We start from the raw sequence: 17,417 nt of genomic DNA on the forward strand, positions 1-17,417 counted from the left end.
CAAGAAATGAAACCTCGGAAAGGGTTTACGGGCGCCTTCGTCTGCGCTGGTTCCATGGACTGCCTGTCGGCTGGCCGAGCATACTTGGTTGAGAAGAAGTTTGGAGGGAATACGCAGGCTTTTTCGGCTGCTTCCAATTCAAGTAATGATAAAGCGTTCGTTTGGCTCTCGACAGTGATAATTTGGGTTTCGGGTTCCGGTAGGACTGGTCGACTTTTCCTAAATGCTCCAAATCTTGAAAGTCTTTCTTTGTTGCAGGAACATGGAAATAGTAACCACCAACTTCAATGAGGAGGGTCGAGTGCTGCTGGCTGAATTTCGGATGGTCGGAGAAATGGAGTCCGACCTTTTTGGCGCGGTTTTCATTTAGGAGTTTGTCAATTGTATGTTTCTTAATGTCATACAGATGCCTCGGTTCGGGCGCTGTTTTGGCATGTCGATTGACGATGAATAGGGATTCGGCTATTTCACGGTTGGATATTTGATTGTCTTTCATCTATGATCTCCTTTCCATCCAAGTATAGCTCTCTTTTTGTTTATTTACAACATTTTACAATATTAGGATTCGTTTTTATATCTTTTTAAATCTTCGACGATTTTTTCGACAGATTCGGCTTTTGTTCCACTGTAAGTCTCTGCGATGTTTCCATCAGGATCGACGAGGAAAAAGCTTGTTCCATGGGCGACCTGATTGGAATCTTCCATTTTTTTGACGGGTGAGTGGAATGATTTGATCGACCATTCTTTCACTTCCTTAAAGGAATAACCTGTAAGAAAGTCCCACTGCTCGTAATTCGGTTGATAGTTCTCGGCAAAAGAAAGCAGTTCATCCTGGGTGTCATTTTCAGGATCTACACTTACCGAGACGAGCTGAACGTCTAAATTCTCCTGTTCCAACTGAGCTTGGAGTCTGGACATATTTCCTGTCATCGGAGGACAGACGGTTTCACAATTGGTGAAAATGAAATCCGCGACCCAGTATTCTCCGGCATAGGCTTGTGGTACGGATATCTCTTCCCCGTTTTGATTGACGGCTGATAATTCTCCGACGTCCTTTGACGCACAGGCCACCGTAATGGATAGAAGGAAAATGATGCTCATCCATAATCTTAGTTTCATAAGAGCCTCCAACTTTCTAAATGTCTTTAGTTTATCACTCCAAAGGAAAAAGGACAGACATGTTTTCCATCTGTCACAGAAATGTAAGAGTTCTACTGGTTTCATTGCGTTGATATTAAATGAAACACTGAAAATTCAGGGCGGCACATGAATCGGTAAGGAAGTCTTGTCGTGCCGATGCCCCGGCTTACATATAGGTTAAAATCGTTCACTAATGGATAGTGACCTTCAACGAAATGTTCAGCAAAAGGGGGTGTGACCAGATAGCCTATAAAAGGGACTTGTACCTGCCCACCGTGACTGTGACCCGACAATTGGACATCTACAGGATAGTGTTGGTATTCAAGCGCCACATCCGGCTCATGGACCATTAATAAGGTGAAAGAATCATTAGGAACATTTTCAAGTGTTCGTTCTAAGTCAGGCTGACCGAGCATGACGTCGTCGACACCGGCAAGCGTGAAGGAGGCGGATCCGTTTTTAATGAGGGTATGTTCGTTTTGTAAAAGTTGAAAACCGCTCTGTTCCATAACCTCACGAATTTTTTCTGTTCCATAGCCGCCATGATCATGATTTCCATAGATCCAATACTTTCCGTGCTTCGCTTCCAGTTTCTTCAGTATTTGAATCAGGCGTGGTGGAAAAGAGTAGGTGTGTGGTTCGTCTACAAGATCTCCTGTAAATAAAATGAGGTCCGCTTGCTCTTTATTAATTTTTTCAACAAGGCGCTCTAAATCATCCAATTCATAATGAAAGCCGACATGCGTGTCCGAAAACTGGAGGACTTTGAAATTATGAAAATGACGGGGGATTTTCCCGTGCTCGATTTCGTGCCTGCGGATGGCGAGCATATTCGGTTCCATGTAACGGGCATACGTATAGCCGAACGCATTGAGGCCGATCAAAGCTGCAGCACCTGCTAATGTACGTTTGATGAAGGTTCTTCTCGTTATTTTCATGACGTCTCTCCTCTGAATTCTTCCGCCATTATAACATGCGTGACGGAAAGATAACGTCGAATTTTTATACTTTCTTTTGAAAATGAACAGGTATTCAGTTTGTTCTTGTTGAATTACATAAGTAGTCAAGAAGAGGAGGTTTGTACATATGGAAAATCAAGTCGTTATCGTTACCGGTGGTTCCAGTGGAATGGGACTGCATATGGCAGAAAGGTTTGTACAGGAAGGGGCGAAGGTCGCGATTACCGGTCGGAATGTGGAAAGGCTGGAAGAAGCGAAGAAGCAGATCGCCGCTGGAAAGGAAGATCATGTCCTAACCGTTCAGATGGACGTCCGTGAAGTCGAAGATACCGAGCGGATGGTCAAAGAAACCGTGGAGGCTTTCGGGAGGATCGATCATCTCGTCAATAACGCTGCGGGCAATTTCATTGCACCCGCAGAAGAGTTGTCTCCGAACGGATGGAATTCCGTCATCAACATTGTTTTGAATGGCACCTTTTACTGCAGTCAGGCCGTTGGAAAGTATTGGATTGAAAATGAAATCAAAGGATCGATTCTGAATATCGTAGCCACTTACGCCTGGAATGCCGGAGCTGGTGTCATCCATTCCGCTTCTGCTAAGTCTGGCGTGCTTACAATGACACGTACACTCGCAGTGGAATGGGGAACAAAATACGGCATCCGTGCGAATGCCATCGCTCCCGGACCAATCGAACGGACGGGTGGAGCAGAGAAACTGTTTCAATCGGAAAAAGCGGCGCAGCGTACGCTTGCTTCCGTACCTCTCGGCCGTTTAGGAAAGCCGGAGGAAATCGCAGGACTTGCGAAATTCATTCTTTCTGAAGAAGGATCTTATATGAACGGTGAAGTCGTCACCCTTGATGGAGGACAATGGCTGAACAAATTTCCTTTTTAAAAAAGGGGAGAGCGCGCATGGAAAAGAAATGTTTCTTTTGTAAAAAGACGTACAAATTAGACCGCTCTGATCCACAATATATGAAAATTAGTAAAAACCCTCAAGCGTCCTATGTGTGCAAGTCTTGTAATCAATCGATGCAGAAAGACGCGCAGACAAGCACCGGACTCCATCCGGATATGATCGATTCACACGATAAGTTTTTGAGATAGACCGATCTGGTCTTTTGAAATGGGTTCCTGCCACAGTCTTGCATAGGCAGGAACCTTTTTATGTGGAAATATACTTTCATCTTTTGTTTACTTCATTCGCAGCCCGAATGGCAGATTCGATGGCACCTTCCACCCATCCATGGAACGTGGAAGTATGTTCACCTGCGAAATGGATTCGTCCTTCTGGTGTATAAAGGCGGTCGGCAAAGTCAGTCGCCTGGTTTGGTGCAAACAAGGTGAAACATCCGGCTGAGAATTCATTTTGGCTCCAACTGTACGAAGCCCCTCTCGTGAACTCCTCGTACACTATTTTTCCGAAAACTTTTGATAACCCATAGAGAGCCTCATTAATCCTTTCTCTCTCAGGCAAACTGTTCCATAAATTTGCATTGGCACCCCAACTATAGCTTCCAAGCATCACCTGACGGCCTGGGCTGGGCGAGTAGGTGTACCTTAAAGGAATATCAGTTAAGACATTCGCAATCTTCAACTCTTCCCAAAACCTTGTTTTGAATTCAAGTCCGATTTTTACTGATGAAACGTAGGACAACTCCTTGATTGCTTTCCACTTCTCAAAAGAAATGGAGTCGTATGGAATGATATCGATGAACTGCATGACGGAATAAGGGACGGTGACGATCACATAATCTCCTTTGTAATTTTCATATTCATACGTGTTCCGGTTGATAGCGACAACTCTGATTCCATCGTTTTCCTGAAAGATTTGCTGCACTTTCCTTTTGTATAGGATATTGGGACTTAAATCAGGGAGGAACGCTTCAGGAAGCAAATCATTTCCTCCTGTAATTTCATAGAATTTCAGATCTGGATTAAACACGGTCCGGACAATATCCAACAAGATATCGACGAAGGACAGTTCAGGAAAACCTTCAATTCCCAACAAGACTTTGACCTTTCTTATCGCTCCTTCAGATAAGGAAACCCCTAAGGGATTAAAGCGGAGAAATCCTTCAAATGAATACCGGTCAAACTTTCTTCTTAAGCGTTCTTTTTCTGCGGGGGAGGCGCTCTCATATAAATCGAGGTAAGGCTGAACAGCGAGCGAAAGCAATTCTTTCGCTGTTTTTCCTTGCTCTTCAGGCGCCAATGGAAATTTAAGAACATTGGGGTTTTGGGTGTATGTCGTACTTGTGCTCTGGACACCATTGACGAAATAGAGGTCATTCTCGTTATTGAATGCATTGATGGGTAAATCGAACTTGCGAATGTAAGCGAAGATCAGCTCATGGATGTTCGGAAATCGCATAGCGCCGACATCCAGGTACTGCCCTTCTGAAAAAGGTTTCCTTAACGTGTAGATTCTTCCACCGACCCGATCACTGCCTTCAATGATCTTTACCGTATGGCCCGCTTGTTTCAGTAGGGAAGCACAAACCAATCCGGCCATGCCGGCACCGACAATGACCACTTTTTTGGGCGGCCCATTCAAAACAGGCAATCCATCCTGAATAATAGAAAGCATGTCTTTCGGATAACTTAATTCTCCGTAACTGTGAAGATCTACGCGTTTGCTCATTCCAACCTCCCCCTCATCGTATATCTTACGATGGTGGGAGTAAGGAAATGCCAAATTGTGATATGTCCTATCATCTTGGGTGTGGAGTTGGAAGCGTAGGTGAAATGCGACTATTTCTGATTAGGATGTGAAAGGAATAAGGGGCGATTCACTACTTGTTTTGAAAATATCACAAATGTTAACGAGGAAAATTCCCTTTGAAAAAACACGCTTTTAAGCTGACTTTAAGAAGAGAGGGTATTGTTACATAGAAAGTTTACGTGGGGTTTTACCGGAAGCAGCAAATAAAAACTTAAGAGAGGCGTATTTGTTCAGTAAAGTTTATAAATGAGCGGTTAAAGGGTGTAGGTTCTTTTAATGGATAAGAACGGGTGAAGAAATGTCCTTCATCCGTTCTTATTTTTTCTTTTACATTTCTTCTTTAATTCCTTTTCTCACCAATAGCCAGTTTGCCGGATAACTAGTAAGGAAACCAAGGATCATGGCAATCTGCATCATGAACCAATAGGTAGCTTCATTAGGCTTGGGCGGCTCCTGGAAAAGGACGAAGTGGACGATAGCCATCCACCCGAACATCCCCACTTCAAAAGCAATCAATGATAACGAGTCGGCTTTGATGGCAGCCCAGACGGCTCCTTTTTTTCCGAGATCTTTATTCATCGGATAGATCGCATAAAACTGAAAAAGGATGCCGAATAAGTAAGCCAGGATAAATTCAACGGTGTAGTGAGCGAACAGGGTGGACCCCGCAATCATCATGCCCGTCAAAGCGACGATCGGTACACCGACCGCATCCCCGAGCGTGCAGCCTGCTGAACAGTGGCTCGTGGAGACGAACACTTTGGCGGGTCTGCCGCGGTGGTCCTCTTTATCATTATCCTTACTTTTCAAGCGTCCCCACTTAAAGTAAGTCCATAAGGCTAATGGGCCCATGAACCATCCATTAATTGGCCAGACAACATTCATGATCTTCATCATTTGCGGGTGTCGCAGGACATCGATGGTAATAATAAGAGAACATAAAAGTCCAATCGCAAGAGCGATTACAGAAATCGTAGACAACATTCCAATCACCTCTGTACTTTTTTACGTTTAAATATCTATACCCTCAGGTAGTAAATAAATAAACGCGAAAAATATTTAGGATTGATAAGCTTAATTTGTTGACTACTATACCTATACCCGGTATATAATATTGACAAAAGGAGGCGGTGGATATGTCAGAGAGTATTCTCCCCGAGGACAGCGGTAAACAGCCGGCAAAGCCGAGAACAGAAGATGAAAAGGTAGCCGTGTTGAATCGTTTGAAACGAATCGAAGGCCAGGTTCGCGGCATTCAGAAAATGGTGGAAGATGATCGTTACTGTGTAGACATTCTGGTACAGATATCAGCGATTAATAACGCTTTGAATAAAGTCGGATACAACTTGCTGGAGCGTCATACCCATCATTGCGTCAAAGATGCCATTCAAAAAGGCAATGGCGATGAAGCGATTGATGAATTGATGAAAGTCGTCCAACAGTTTTCAAAATAAGGGGGTGTAAAGATGGCTGATCAGAAGCAGATGAATATAGGAGTCACTGGAATGACCTGTTCTGCCTGCTCCACCCGAATTGAAAAAGTCCTCAACAAAATGGATGGAGTGGAGGCCAACGTCAACCTTGCGATGGAAAAGGCGAATGTACACTATGATGATTCAAAAGTACAGCCGGAGGATATCGAAGCCAAGATCGAAAAACTTGGCTATGGCGTTCAGAAAGAACGTGTAGAGCTGGATATTCAAGGGATGACCTGTTCTGCCTGTTCTACAAGGATCCAGAAAGTATTGTCCAAAACGAGTGGGGTAAGTGAAGCGAACATTAACTTAGCGACAGAAGCGGGGGTTATTGAATACAATCCCAACACCCTGACCGTCGATGACATTATTGGGAAAGTGGAGAAGCTCGGCTACCATGCGGTGACGAAGCAGAACCGGGAAGAGCAAAAAGAGCAGAAGGAAGAGGAAATCCAAGCGAAAAAACGGAAGCTTTGGATATCAGCCCTGTTATCATTCCCTCTCCTTTACACGATGGTCGGTCACCTCCCATGGGATATTGGTCTTCCTGTGCCCATGTGGCTGATGAATCCTTGGTTCCAATTCCTGCTTGCCACACCTGTCCAATTTTATATCGGCGGCCAGTTTTATAAAGGAGCTTACCGGGCGCTTTCTAATAAAAGCGCCAACATGGATGTCCTTGTTGCGCTTGGAACTTCGGCCGCCTATTTTTACAGTTTGGTTGAAGCGATCCGCTGGCAGTTGAATCCATCAATCACGCCTGAACTTTATTTTGAAACGAGTGCCGTCCTGATCACCCTCATCCTCGTAGGGAAACTTTTTGAAGCACTCGCTAAAGGCCGGACGACAGCTGCCCTGACGAAATTGTTAAATCTTCAGGCGAAAGAAGCGACTGTCATTCGCGAAGGAAAAGAAGAAAAAGTTCCTGTTGATGAGGTACAGGTCGGCGATGACATCCTCGTCAAACCAGGGGAGAAAATCCCTGTCGACGGTACGGTTGTCAACGGCATTACCTCTGTTGATGAATCGATGATCACAGGAGAATCGATCCCTGTCGATAAACAAGAAGGCGAACCTGTCATTGGCTCAACGATCAACAAAAATGGAACTATTACAATGAAAGCGGAAAAGGTAGGAAAAGATACGGCTCTATCCGGCATCGTTAAAATTGTAGAAGAGGCGCAAGGATCGAAAGCGCCGATTCAAAGAACTGCCGATCAGATATCCGGCATTTTCGTCCCGATTGTCGTCGGTATTGCATTCTTGACATTCCTTGTGTGGTTCTTGATCGTCTCTCCAGGAGAGTGGCCACCTGCCTTGGAAGCTGCCATTGCCGTGCTGGTCATTGCCTGCCCATGTGCGCTTGGTCTGGCTACACCGACTTCAATCATGGTCGGTACAGGCAAAGGAGCTGAACAGGGGATTTTGTTCAAGGGTGGGGAATATCTCGAAGGCACCCACCGCTTGACGACGATTTTGTTAGACAAAACAGGTACTGTCACCAAAGGGAAGCCGGAAGTGACCGACTTTGTAGCCTTTGAAGAGAAGGAAAAGTTACTGCCTCTCGTCGTGGCTGCAGAAAAATCTTCTGAGCACCCATTGGCAGAAGCCATTGTCCAATACGGAGAAGAGCAGGGTGTGACTAAGCCAGCCGCCGTGGAGTTTGAAGCGATTCCAGGCCATGGAATTAAAGCCGTCGTGGATGACGACCGGGTCTATATTGGAACAAGAAAATTAATGCAGCGTGAAAACATCGATTATGGTATGTATGAAGAGCCCTTGGTTACACTGGAACAACAAGGGAAAACCGCAATGTTCATCGCTGTTGAAGGTGAATTGAAAGGCTACATTGCTGTCGCAGATACAGTCAAGGAAACCTCCAGACAAGCGATTGCCGATTTGAAAAATATTGGTCTGAGCGTTTATATGGTCACAGGAGACAATAAACGTACGGCCGATGCGATTGCTAAAGAAGTCGGAATTGATGGAGTCTTTGCGGAGGTTCTTCCTGAGCAGAAGGCTGAAAAAGTGAAAGAACTGCAGAAACAGGGAGAAAAGGTGGCCATGGTTGGAGACGGAATCAATGATGCTCCTTCTCTTGCTACGGCTGATATCGGCATCGCCATCGGGACTGGGTCGGATGTTGCGATTGAAACAGCAGATATTACCCTTGTCGGTGGAGACCTTGCTCATTTGAGTCAGGCCATTCGATTGAGCAGAAAGACGATGCGCAACATCCGTCAAAATCTTTTCTGGGCGCTTGCCTATAACTCTGCAGGTATTCCAGTCGCTGCCATCGGGCTTCTCGCTCCATGGGTAGCCGGGGCAGCTATGGCCTTCAGTTCTGTAAGTGTCGTGACGAACTCATTAAGATTGAAGCGGGCTAAAATATAGGCTTTATTGCAATTTAAAGCAGGAAATCCTACAAAAAATGAAAGGGTGTTGAAAATGGAAACAACTTTGAAAGTAGAAGGAATGACATGTGGACACTGCAAGAGTGCCGTTGAAGGAGCGTTGAAAGAAGTGGATGGCGTAAGTGATGTTGACGTCGATCTTGACACGGGAGATGTAAAAGTATCTCATTCAGAAACCGCTAATAAAGTGGAAATGAGAGAAGCCATCGAAGAACAGGGTTATGACGTGGTATAGCACATAGAACCCCCAGGTATAAAGCTGCCTGGGGGTATTTTTAAAAAGAGGTGAGCGGACATGGGAAACGTTAAAAAAACAGCACTGAGTTTACTTTTAGCTTCCACTTTTCTTAGTGCCTGCAGTCAGGAAGTGGAAGAGGAAGCTGCAGACCCTAAAGATAGCAAAGAAGATAAAGTAGAGAATCTGGAATACTTACAATCCTTTCAAGGAAACCTCGGCCATGTCCACGGCCTTGGTGTAATGGAAGAAGGATTCGCATTTGCGGCACACACAGGCATCAAGATTTATCAGCAGGGGGAATGGAAAGAAGCGGTTTATCATCCTCATGATTACATGGGCTTCCAGGTGAGAGAGGACGGCTTCCTTTCTTCCGGACACCCGATCCCTTCCAGTGATCTTGAGAATCCACTGGGTCTTCAAAAAGGCAAAGTTTCGGAAGAGAGTTTAGAAGCTCTTGCATTTAATGGAGAAAGTGATTTTCACGTGATGGGAGCAGGATTTGCCAATGAGACGGTTTACGTGTTTAATGAGCAGCCGAATTCTCAGCTGGATCAAGGATTTTACAGGAGTAAAGATCTTGGGGCCACATGGGAGTCTATTCTAGCAGAGGGCATCGAGGGCGGTGTTTTCCAAATGGCCGTCCATCCTACGAATGGTGAGACCGTCGCTATTGCTACAGATTCCGGAGTGTTCCTTAGTGAAAATGGTGGGCAGAGCTTTGAAAAGATTTCTGAGACTGGACAAGCTGGCGGCTTATACTTTAACGAAGACGAATTATTTTATGGGTTATACAACGGCGAAGCCACGATGACCTCTTATTTAATCGGTGAATCCGGCACCTCGGATGTTCCACTTCCAGACATGAAAGAGGATGCGGTTATGTATTTTACAGAAACGGACAACAAAATGGCCATTTACACCTTTAATGGTTCCGCCTTTGTTAGTGAAGATGGAGGAGAGAACTGGAAGAAGATTGTAGAAGATGGGGAAACCGTTTCGTGAAAAATAGAACTCCTATGGGAAGCCATTGGAGTTCTATTTTTATTGCTTGTAAGTTGGTGAAAACGAGGGTTTCTGCAAAAAAAGACTCGCAGGAGGGACCTGCGAGTCTTGAATCAGCCGATAATATAGAAGAAAATCGAGAAAAAGTGTAGGATCGAACCGCCGAGCACAAACAAATGCCAGACCATGTGATGATATTTAAAGCTTCGCCAGACGTAAAAAATCGATCCGATGGAATACATGACGCCCCCGACGACGAGATACGTGATCCCTGCTGCAGGGATTTCCGCTGTCAATGGACCCCAGGCAAGAACAATCAACCAGCCCATCAGTACATAGAATACTGTGGACATCACGACAAACCTTTTGACGAAAAACACCTTGAAAATGATTCCAAGGATGGCCATTCCCCAAACGATGCCGAATAATGTCCATCCGAGCGTGCTTCGTAACGGGACGAGCATGATCGGTGTGTATGTTCCGGCAATAAAGAGATAGATGGCGGAATGGTCGAAGATCTCAAACAAATCCTTGGCACGGCCCGGTGGAAAACTGTGGACGAGAGTGGACGATACGTACAAGATGAGCATCGTGACCCCGTAGATCGTCACACTGGTGATATGCCAGGCATTACCGCCGATACTTGCGAACACGATGAGCAGGACGAGCATCGCGATGCTTAAGATGGCGCCGATGCCATGGGTGATGGCATTCGCGATTTCTTCACGCTTTGTAAAAGTGTGTGTGAGCAAATTTTTTCAACTCCAATGTAGTGAACTGTCTTCATTATACGACGGTTTCCTTTTTTTATAAAGACTGGACGCTTAAACAGGTTTATCCAGAATAGAAATGAGGGTACTAGATAGTCGGAAGAATGCTAGAGAGAGAATTGTCGGATATTGCGTTCGTGCTTTGGGAGAAATTGTGTTAGAATATGTAATGGTCTTAAGAGCGTCTCTTTCTGCTCCTTCAATGTTCAGGAAAAAGAGGAGTGAACAAGAACATGGTTAGTTTAGAAAAAGAAGCATTGAGGATCCCACTCGTTTCAGAACTTATGATTCCAGCTGAGAAAGTAGCTCATGTGCAAATTGGTAACCCGCTTGAACATGCGCTTTTGGTCTTAGTAAAGTCTGGTTATTCTGCGGTGCCTGTACTGGATCCTACCTTTAAATTTCAAGGGGTCATCAGCAAAACAAAAATCTTGGAAGAAACGTTGGGAATTGAACAATTTGAATTAAACCGATTATCTGAAATGACAGTCAGTGAAGTGATGGATGATGAAGTGCCTTGTTTACAGCTTAGTGACAATATGATTGATGCGATGCACAAGCTTATTGACTATCCTTTTGTCTGTGTGACGAACCCTCAGGGTGAATTCGATGGGATTGTGACACGTCGGACAATCCTTAAACAATTCAGCAAGCACTATCATGAAACCTTTAAACATACAATGGTAGAAGCAGGTAAATAAAACGATTATGATAGAATAGATGGCATCTGAGATGTCATCTATTTTTGTATTGAAGGTGAATGTACATATGAAGAACGATAAACAAAATCGGGGGCTGGTGCTCGCATCGATCATGCTTGCCATGTTCCTCGCGGCCATTGAAGCGACTATCGTTTCAACGGCGATGCCAAGTATCGTAGCAGATCTTGGAGGGTTCAGCTTATACAGCTGGGTGTTTTCTGCCTATCTGCTAACGAATGCCGCGACCGTCCTGCTTTTCGGACGATTAGCGGATGTCTTCGGTCGGAAACCGATCTTCATGCTCGGAATCAGCCTGTTTCTATGTGGGGCTGTTCTTTGCGCTCTTGCTCCTTCTATGAATGTTCTGATCGGGGCAAGACTCGTTCAGGGGCTCGGGGCTGGAGCTTTGATGCCGATTGCGACAACGATTGTCGGTGATATTTATACAAAAGAAGAGCGCGCAAAGATTCAGGGGTATTTATCGAGCGTCTGGGGAATATCAGCGGTAACAGGGCCTGCGCTGGGTGGTTTCTTTGTGGATTTTCTCTCCTGGCCGTATGTGTTTTGGATGAACGTCCCGCTCGGCCTTCTTGCCCTTTTCGGGATTCTCTTTTTCTTTAAGGAAGAGGTTTCTAAAGAAAAGAGGAATGTGGATGTGGCCGGTTCTATGTGGGTGGTACTCACGGTTAGTACATTGATGATCATCCTTGTAGAAGGCGGGGTAGGAATTGAGTGGAAGTCCTGGTCGATGTTCTCCATGATTGTCGTTGCGTCGATTGGAGCACTGGCGTTTTTCTTTCATGAAAGAAAAACGGATGATCCTATGATGCCGATGGATTTATGGCACATCCGGTCCATCCGCTATGCCAACCTCACCTCTCTAACGACCGGAATGATCCTTATCGGGGTGAGCAGCTATTTACCAGCCTTCGTACAGGGAGTGATGGAGCAATCGGCGACCGTTGCCGGCTTTACGTTGACAACAATGTCGATCGGGTGGCCGATCGCAGCAACCGTCGCGGGGCGCTTGATCTTGAAAATCGGCTTTCGCCCAACCTCGATCCTTGGTGGAGTATCACTCATCGTCGGAGGGGTCATCTTCTCCCTGCTCAGTCCGGAGAAAGGTCCCTGGTTTGCCGCCATGGGATCGTTATTCATCGGGATTGGCATGGGGCTATCTTCGACCTCTTTTATCGTATCGATTCAGAACAGTGTCGATTGGAAAAAACGTGGCATTGCGACAGCCACCAATATGTTCATGCGTACGATTGGGAGTGCTGTGGGAGCGGCTTTGCTTGGAGGAATCTTGAACAGTCAGGTGGCGGATGCGATTGAGAATTCAAGTCTTCCCGCTTCTTTCAGTGTTGATTCAGCCAATTCGCTGCTTAGAGAGGAAACGAGGGAGCAGTTGAGCAAGGAAGCTCTCCTTGTTTTGCAGGATGGCCTGACTTCAGGGTTACACTTCGTCTATATGGGATTGCTCATACTTGCAGTTATTAGTTTTCTACTAATTCTCAGAATTCCAAAAAAAGAAGATTGAAAAAGTCATGGACCCTTTGATAAAGTAAAGGATGAAAGATACATAAAGGAGGAATTACTCATGAAACAAATGGACGCAAATGAAATCATTTCATTCATTTCAAATAGTGAAAAATCAACACCTGTCAAAGTTTACTTGAAAGGTGAAAATTTAGAAAAAATCGAGTTTGGTGAACAAGTGCAGGATTTCATCACAGGCCAATCTGGTGTTATCTTCGGGGAATGGAAAGTGATCCAGCCGATTCTCGAAAAATATGAAAACGAAATCGAAGACTATGTGCTTGAGAACGACCGCCGTAATTCAGCCATTCCTTTGCTTGACTTGAAAAAAGTCAATGCCCGCATTGAGCCGGGTGCTGTCATTCGTGATCAGGTTGAAATCGGAGACGGAGCGGTGATCATGCTCGGAGCGATGATCAACATCGGTTCTGTCGTCGGTGAAGGAACGATGATCGATATGAACGTTGTTCTTGGCGGCCGTGCAACGGTCGGTAAGAACTGCCACATCGGAGCAGGCGCAGTCCTTGCAGGAGTGATCGAGCCACCTTCCGCAAAGCCGGTTGTCATTGAGGATGGTGTCGTCATCGGTGCGAACGCTGTCGTTCTTGAAGGGGTAACCGTCGGTGAAGGAGCAGTCGTCGCTGCTGGAGCGATTGTAACAGAAGATGTTCCAGCCAACACTCTTGTTGCCGGAACACCTGCGAAACAGATCAAAAAAATCGACGATCAGACGAAGTCGAAGACTGAAATCATGCAGGCCCTTCGTAAACTGGATAACTAATTTTCTCAACACAACAATAGAAGGAAGGGCCTTGCTCCTGGAGCAGGGCCTTTCGTATAGGGAGGGATTTTTTTGAATCAGGAAACATTGAGTGAAATCCGGAGAGAGCTGCATCAGATTCCTGAACTCGGCTTTAGAGAATACAAAACCCAGCAGTATTTATTGGATTATATCAACAAGCTGCCTCAAAAAGCTTTGACGATCGAAACGTGGCGTACAGGAATTTTTGTACGGGTCAAAGGGAAAGTCGGCAAAAAAACGATTGGCTACCGTGCTGATATCGATGGACTTCCCCTGACGGAAGAGACAGGATATGAGTTCCAATCGACCCATGATGGACGTATGCATGCCTGTGGTCATGATTTTCACATGACCATCGCGCTTGGAGCTTTGACGAGGCTTGCTGAAGATCCGGCCGATGATGATATCATCTTCCTATTTCAACCCGCAGAAGAAGGTCCGGGCGGGGCCGAACCGATGCTGCAATCGGAAGCCATGGAAAGGTACCGGCCTGACGTGATCTTCGGATTGCACGTGGCGCCGGATCTTCCGGTCGGTTCTGTTTCTTCCAAGCCAGGATTATTGTTTGCGAATACGAGTGAACTGTTCATCGATTTCAAAGGTGTAGGAGGGCACGCCGCCTTTCCTCATTTGACTCACGATATGGTCGTCACAGCCAGTTCATTCGTTTCCCACTTGCAGCAGATCGTCGCACGCCGAGTCGATCCATTGGATAGTGCAGTGATCACAATCGGAAAAATTGAAGCGGGAACGGTACAGAATATAATTGCACAGGCTGCTCGTTTAGAAGGCACGATCCGGACTTTGTCTCCAGAAGCGATGCAAAAGGTTAAAGGGGAGATCGAGAAGGTAGCCCGCGGTTTTGAGATCGCTAATGACTGTGGCATCCACATCGATTACGGAGCCAATTATCACCAGGTGTTCAACGATGCGGAGCAAGTGCATCGGTTTGAGAAGCTGGTGAAAGAGACGGAATATCAGTACAAGGAAGCCAACATGGCGATGACCGGTGAAGATTTCGGCTATATGGTTAAAGAGATTCCAGGGTTTATGTTCTGGCTTGGCGTCGAATCTAAAGCAGGTCTTCATCAATCGACGTTGAAACCTAAGGAGGAAGCACTTCCAGTAGGTGTCCATATCGTTGAAAAAACCCTGCGGGAACTTTAAACCGCGCATAGGTTGGCCATTCCAGTTAACAATAGAAGGTAGATGAGAGAAGGAGGAGAATTCCTCCTTCTTTTTTATAAGGAGTGGCCTTGATGGAAACAACAATTAAATTGACCGCCGTAGCCATTTTGATTCTACTCACTGCTTTTTTTGTAGCCAGTGAATTTGCCATCGTAAAGGTTAGAAAAACAAGGCTCGAAGCAAAGGCAGCGGAAGGTCACAAAAAAGCCGAGAATGCAATCCGTGTTGTCAATGACCTCGATTATTACCTCAGTGCTTGTCAGCTAGGAATTACGATTACTGCGCTTGGGCTTGGTTGGTTAGGTGAGCCCACACTGGAAGTATTGTTGAGACCTTTGTTTGATAGAATCGCTTTACCGGAGGGCATCACCCACACGCTTTCCTTTGCAATCGCCTTCTTTGTCATTACCTTCTTACACGTCGTCCTCGGAGAGCTTGCGCCTAAAACGATGGCGATCCAGAAGGCAGAAAGTATCACCCTGCTTTTATCGAGACCGCTCATGCTATACAGCAAATTGATGTATCCGCTCATTTGGCTGTTGAACGGATCTGCCAATATCTTTGTGCGCATGCTCGGTTTTCAGACCGCTCGGGAATCGGATGAAGTCCATTCAGAAGAAGAATTGAGACACATCCTTACGAAAAGCTATCAAAAAGGGGAGATCAACCGCTCCGAGTACACGTATGTCGATCGTATCTTTGAATTCGATAATCGAACAGCGAAAGAAATCATGATCCCGCGTACAGAAATGGCCGTCCTCGATGCCAGACAGTCGGTGACGAATGCTGTAAGGGAAGTGAAGCATAACCGCTATACCCGGTATCCGGTCATTGAAAAAAGCAAAGATGAAATCATCGGCATCATTCATATGAAAGAACTGCTCTACGATGATGCAGAAAATCAGAGTACGCTCCGTCCGTTTTTACGCCCGGTCATGAAAGTCTTTGAGAATATCCCCATCCACGATCTGCTTGTCAAAATGCAGAAAGACCACACGCATATGGCCGTGCTTATTGATGAGTATGGAGGGACATCCGGCATTGTGACGGTGGAAGATATCCTTGAGGAAATTGTCGGGGAAATAAGGGATGAATTCGATGCAGAAGAAGAACGGGATATTAAGCGGCTGAAAAACGGACACTTTCTGATCGAAGGGAAGACGGCCATCCAGGACATCAATGATTTCTTTGATATCCAATTGGATCATATGGATATTGATACGATCTCAGGATGGATGTACACGAAAGACTTTGAAGCAAAAGAGGGAACCATCGTCGAAGGGGAAGGGTATCGATTTAAGATCGTTGATTTAGTGAAAGGGCAGATTAAGAAAGTGGAAATGTGGAAAGAAGAATCAAAATAACCCGACCTCTCAAGGTCGGGTTATTTTTTGTATTTAGGATTCTTTTTGAACAAATACTTGGTGTGGGAATGGAATTTCAATATCCGCAGCATCCAAGGCTTCTTTCATGGCTTTTCTCATATCGCGTTCAACGGCCCATTGTTCCATATTTTCCGTTTTACCAAGAATACGAATCACGACATCGGATGACCCAAGACTCTGAACACCTAGCACGTTCGGTCCTTCCACAAAACGCTCGTCCTCTGCGAATTGATCGGCGACTTTCTGAAGGACAGCCAGCGCTTCATCGATATTTTCATCATAACCGATGCCAATGTCCACAAGGGCTCTCATGTTGCCGCGGGAATGGTTGGCGACACCGACAATGTTGCGGTTCGGTACAAAGTTCAATGTCCCATCAAAGCTGCGGATCTTCGTCGTACGAATACCCACTTCTTCCACCACTCCGTCATATCCACCGGCTGTGACGTAATCATCCACCTCAATCTGGCGTTCAATCAGCAGGAAGAACCCAGTTACGATATCAGAAACAAGCCCCTGGGCTCCGAAACCGATCGCTAAACCAAGGATTCCTGCTCCAGCAAGCAACGGCCCAATTTCAATATTCACGGCACTGAGAAGCATCATCACCAGAATAAAAAGCAACGTATAAGAAAACAGGTTCACAGAAATCTTCTGTAACGTCTTATTTCTTCCTTCTGCAATATTGCGCTGCTGACTCATGCGGTTGATCGCTGCCTCAATCGCTTTCGTACCTACAGGTTTGATAATCGCAAAGGCAATCAGAATGACCGCGATTTTCAGTCCTCCTGTGATCAGCCATTCAATCAGTACATCAAAATTAAAACTTAATCCTTCTTCAAATAAGTTCATGAATAAACTCCTTTCCATCTTCCGGTCTCCTCTAATAGAATATCGGAATCCGACATTAAAATTCAACGTTTTACAATTAAAGACACGAAATTTTTACTGGGATACCAAAGCAGCATGGTGTATAGAGGTAAGGTGCATAGGAAGGATGAAGGTATAGAAGGTGATCCATTTCCATAAGAGTGGAAGAGTTGTGATTTAGTATGGAAAAATCAGGGGGAATCCATCGC

The 17,417-nt window shown here is 45.5% G+C and carries 18 protein-coding genes; 11 read left to right on the top strand and 7 right to left on the bottom strand.

The window, feature by feature from the left end:
• Positions 1 to 25: 25 nt before the first annotated feature.
• The 3 genes from GLW00_RS07900 to GLW00_RS07910 form a co-directional block, all read right to left on the bottom strand.
• On the bottom strand, positions 26 to 496 hold the full coding sequence (locus GLW00_RS07900; protein WP_160912869.1) for a YkyB family protein: 471 nt from the start codon (positions 494 to 496) through the stop codon (positions 26 to 28).
• 62 nt (positions 497 to 558) lie between these two features.
• The gene (locus GLW00_RS07905) at positions 559 to 1,119 is read right to left on the bottom strand and encodes an SCO family protein (RefSeq protein WP_160912871.1); all 561 of its coding nucleotides are present in this window, start codon (positions 1,117 to 1,119) and stop codon (positions 559 to 561) included.
• A gap of 101 nt (positions 1,120 to 1,220) precedes the next feature.
• Complete coding sequence (locus GLW00_RS07910) at positions 1,221 to 2,078, bottom strand: metallophosphoesterase (RefSeq protein ID WP_160912873.1); 858 nt, start codon at positions 2,076 to 2,078, stop codon at positions 1,221 to 1,223.
• Positions 2,079 to 2,226: 148 nt separating this feature from the next.
• Here GLW00_RS07910 and fadH point away from each other — a divergent pair, with 148 nt between their 5' ends.
• Both fadH and GLW00_RS07920 read left to right on the top strand, forming a co-directional pair.
• Positions 2,227 to 2,994: a 2,4-dienoyl-CoA reductase gene (fadH, locus tag GLW00_RS07915; protein WP_160912875.1), complete on the top strand. Its 768-nt coding sequence runs from the start codon at positions 2,227 to 2,229 to the stop codon at positions 2,992 to 2,994.
• 17 nt (positions 2,995 to 3,011) lie between these two features.
• Complete coding sequence (locus GLW00_RS07920; protein ID WP_160912877.1) at positions 3,012 to 3,206, top strand: DUF2197 domain-containing protein; 195 nt, start codon at positions 3,012 to 3,014, stop codon at positions 3,204 to 3,206.
• Between the two features lie 76 nt (positions 3,207 to 3,282).
• On the opposite strand, the gene GLW00_RS07925 is transcribed toward GLW00_RS07920, so the two are convergent.
• Together GLW00_RS07925 and GLW00_RS07930 are read right to left on the bottom strand one after the other, a co-directional pair.
• Positions 3,283 to 4,743 carry a flavin monoamine oxidase family protein gene (locus GLW00_RS07925; protein WP_160912879.1) on the bottom strand — a complete coding sequence of 487 codons (1,461 nt, stop codon included), beginning with the start codon at positions 4,741 to 4,743 and terminating at the stop codon, positions 3,283 to 3,285.
• A 408-nt stretch (positions 4,744 to 5,151) separates the two neighbouring features.
• Entirely contained in the window at positions 5,152 to 5,808 is a 657-nt protein-coding gene (locus tag GLW00_RS07930) for a DUF4396 domain-containing protein (protein WP_160912881.1), read from the bottom strand.
• 152 nt (positions 5,809 to 5,960) lie between these two features.
• Between GLW00_RS07930 and GLW00_RS07935 the strand changes: the two genes are divergently transcribed.
• From GLW00_RS07935 to GLW00_RS07950, 4 genes are read left to right on the top strand one after another with little or no spacing between them, the layout of a single operon-like run.
• A complete protein-coding gene (locus GLW00_RS07935) occupies positions 5,961 to 6,278 on the top strand; it encodes a metal-sensing transcriptional repressor (protein WP_160912883.1) in 318 nt (105 codons plus the stop codon).
• A 12-nt stretch (positions 6,279 to 6,290) separates the two neighbouring features.
• Positions 6,291 to 8,693 carry a heavy metal translocating P-type ATPase gene (locus tag GLW00_RS07940; protein ID WP_160912885.1) on the top strand — a complete coding sequence of 801 codons (2,403 nt, stop codon included), beginning with the start codon at positions 6,291 to 6,293 and terminating at the stop codon, positions 8,691 to 8,693.
• Positions 8,694 to 8,747: 54 nt separating this feature from the next.
• Positions 8,748 to 8,948, top strand: coding sequence for a copper chaperone CopZ (gene copZ / locus GLW00_RS07945; RefSeq protein WP_160912887.1), 201 nt, complete (start codon positions 8,748 to 8,750; stop codon positions 8,946 to 8,948).
• 60 nt (positions 8,949 to 9,008) lie between these two features.
• Complete coding sequence (locus tag GLW00_RS07950) at positions 9,009 to 9,953, top strand: F510_1955 family glycosylhydrolase (RefSeq protein ID WP_160912889.1); 945 nt, start codon at positions 9,009 to 9,011, stop codon at positions 9,951 to 9,953.
• Between the two features lie 113 nt (positions 9,954 to 10,066).
• On the opposite strand, the gene trhA is transcribed toward GLW00_RS07950, so the two are convergent.
• The gene (trhA, locus tag GLW00_RS07955) at positions 10,067 to 10,705 is read right to left on the bottom strand and encodes a PAQR family membrane homeostasis protein TrhA (protein ID WP_160912891.1); all 639 of its coding nucleotides are present in this window, start codon (positions 10,703 to 10,705) and stop codon (positions 10,067 to 10,069) included.
• 251 nt (positions 10,706 to 10,956) lie between these two features.
• Between trhA and cbpB the strand changes: the two genes are divergently transcribed.
• From cbpB to GLW00_RS07980, 5 genes are all read left to right on the top strand, one after another.
• Positions 10,957 to 11,424 (top strand): cyclic-di-AMP-binding protein CbpB, encoded by a 468-nt coding sequence (gene cbpB / locus GLW00_RS07960; protein ID WP_160912893.1) that lies wholly within the window; start codon positions 10,957 to 10,959, stop codon positions 11,422 to 11,424.
• Positions 11,425 to 11,491: 67 nt separating this feature from the next.
• Positions 11,492 to 12,964, top strand: coding sequence for an MDR family MFS transporter (locus GLW00_RS07965; protein ID WP_160912894.1), 1,473 nt, complete (start codon positions 11,492 to 11,494; stop codon positions 12,962 to 12,964).
• A 60-nt stretch (positions 12,965 to 13,024) separates the two neighbouring features.
• Positions 13,025 to 13,744 carry a 2,3,4,5-tetrahydropyridine-2,6-dicarboxylate N-acetyltransferase gene (gene dapD, locus GLW00_RS07970; protein WP_160912896.1) on the top strand — a complete coding sequence of 240 codons (720 nt, stop codon included), beginning with the start codon at positions 13,025 to 13,027 and terminating at the stop codon, positions 13,742 to 13,744.
• A 72-nt stretch (positions 13,745 to 13,816) separates the two neighbouring features.
• A complete protein-coding gene (locus tag GLW00_RS07975) occupies positions 13,817 to 14,932 on the top strand; it encodes an N-acetyldiaminopimelate deacetylase (protein ID WP_160912898.1) in 1,116 nt (371 codons plus the stop codon).
• 92 nt (positions 14,933 to 15,024) lie between these two features.
• Complete coding sequence (locus GLW00_RS07980; RefSeq protein ID WP_160912900.1) at positions 15,025 to 16,317, top strand: hemolysin family protein; 1,293 nt, start codon at positions 15,025 to 15,027, stop codon at positions 16,315 to 16,317.
• Between the two features lie 33 nt (positions 16,318 to 16,350).
• On the opposite strand, the gene GLW00_RS07985 is transcribed toward GLW00_RS07980, so the two are convergent.
• The gene (locus GLW00_RS07985) at positions 16,351 to 17,190 is read right to left on the bottom strand and encodes a mechanosensitive ion channel family protein (RefSeq protein WP_160912902.1); all 840 of its coding nucleotides are present in this window, start codon (positions 17,188 to 17,190) and stop codon (positions 16,351 to 16,353) included.
• Positions 17,191 to 17,417: the final 227 nt, after the last annotated feature.

It is taken from the genome of Halobacillus litoralis (genome assembly GCF_009856445.1).
Taxonomy (GTDB): Bacteria; Bacillota; Bacilli; order Bacillales; family Halobacillaceae; genus Halobacillus; species Halobacillus litoralis.

What these genes read in the sequence shown, in the direction of transcription:
- GLW00_RS07925 (WP_160912879.1), bottom strand. Translation starts at nt 4,743, where the DNA reads ATGAGCAAACGCGTAGATCTTCACAGTTACGGAGAATTAAGTTATCCG.
- cbpB (WP_160912893.1), top strand. Translation starts at nt 10,957, where the DNA reads ATGGTTAGTTTAGAAAAAGAAGCATTGAGGATCCCACTCGTTTCAGAA.
- fadH (WP_160912875.1), top strand. Translation starts at nt 2,227, where the DNA reads ATGGAAAATCAAGTCGTTATCGTTACCGGTGGTTCCAGTGGAATGGGA.
- GLW00_RS07965 (WP_160912894.1), top strand. Translation starts at nt 11,492, where the DNA reads ATGAAGAACGATAAACAAAATCGGGGGCTGGTGCTCGCATCGATCATG.
- GLW00_RS07950 (WP_160912889.1), top strand. Translation starts at nt 9,009, where the DNA reads ATGGGAAACGTTAAAAAAACAGCACTGAGTTTACTTTTAGCTTCCACT.
- GLW00_RS07985 (WP_160912902.1), bottom strand. Translation starts at nt 17,190, where the DNA reads ATGAACTTATTTGAAGAAGGATTAAGTTTTAATTTTGATGTACTGATT.
- GLW00_RS07935 (WP_160912883.1), top strand. Translation starts at nt 5,961, where the DNA reads ATGTCAGAGAGTATTCTCCCCGAGGACAGCGGTAAACAGCCGGCAAAG.
- GLW00_RS07900 (WP_160912869.1), bottom strand. Translation starts at nt 496, where the DNA reads ATGAAAGACAATCAAATATCCAACCGTGAAATAGCCGAATCCCTATTC.
- GLW00_RS07940 (WP_160912885.1), top strand. Translation starts at nt 6,291, where the DNA reads ATGGCTGATCAGAAGCAGATGAATATAGGAGTCACTGGAATGACCTGT.
- GLW00_RS07910 (WP_160912873.1), bottom strand. Translation starts at nt 2,078, where the DNA reads ATGAAAATAACGAGAAGAACCTTCATCAAACGTACATTAGCAGGTGCT.
- GLW00_RS07905 (WP_160912871.1), bottom strand. Translation starts at nt 1,119, where the DNA reads ATGAAACTAAGATTATGGATGAGCATCATTTTCCTTCTATCCATTACG.
- GLW00_RS07920 (WP_160912877.1), top strand. Translation starts at nt 3,012, where the DNA reads ATGGAAAAGAAATGTTTCTTTTGTAAAAAGACGTACAAATTAGACCGC.
- GLW00_RS07930 (WP_160912881.1), bottom strand. Translation starts at nt 5,808, where the DNA reads ATGTTGTCTACGATTTCTGTAATCGCTCTTGCGATTGGACTTTTATGT.
- GLW00_RS07980 (WP_160912900.1), top strand. Translation starts at nt 15,025, where the DNA reads ATGGAAACAACAATTAAATTGACCGCCGTAGCCATTTTGATTCTACTC.
- dapD (WP_160912896.1), top strand. Translation starts at nt 13,025, where the DNA reads ATGAAACAAATGGACGCAAATGAAATCATTTCATTCATTTCAAATAGT.
- copZ (WP_160912887.1), top strand. Translation starts at nt 8,748, where the DNA reads ATGGAAACAACTTTGAAAGTAGAAGGAATGACATGTGGACACTGCAAG.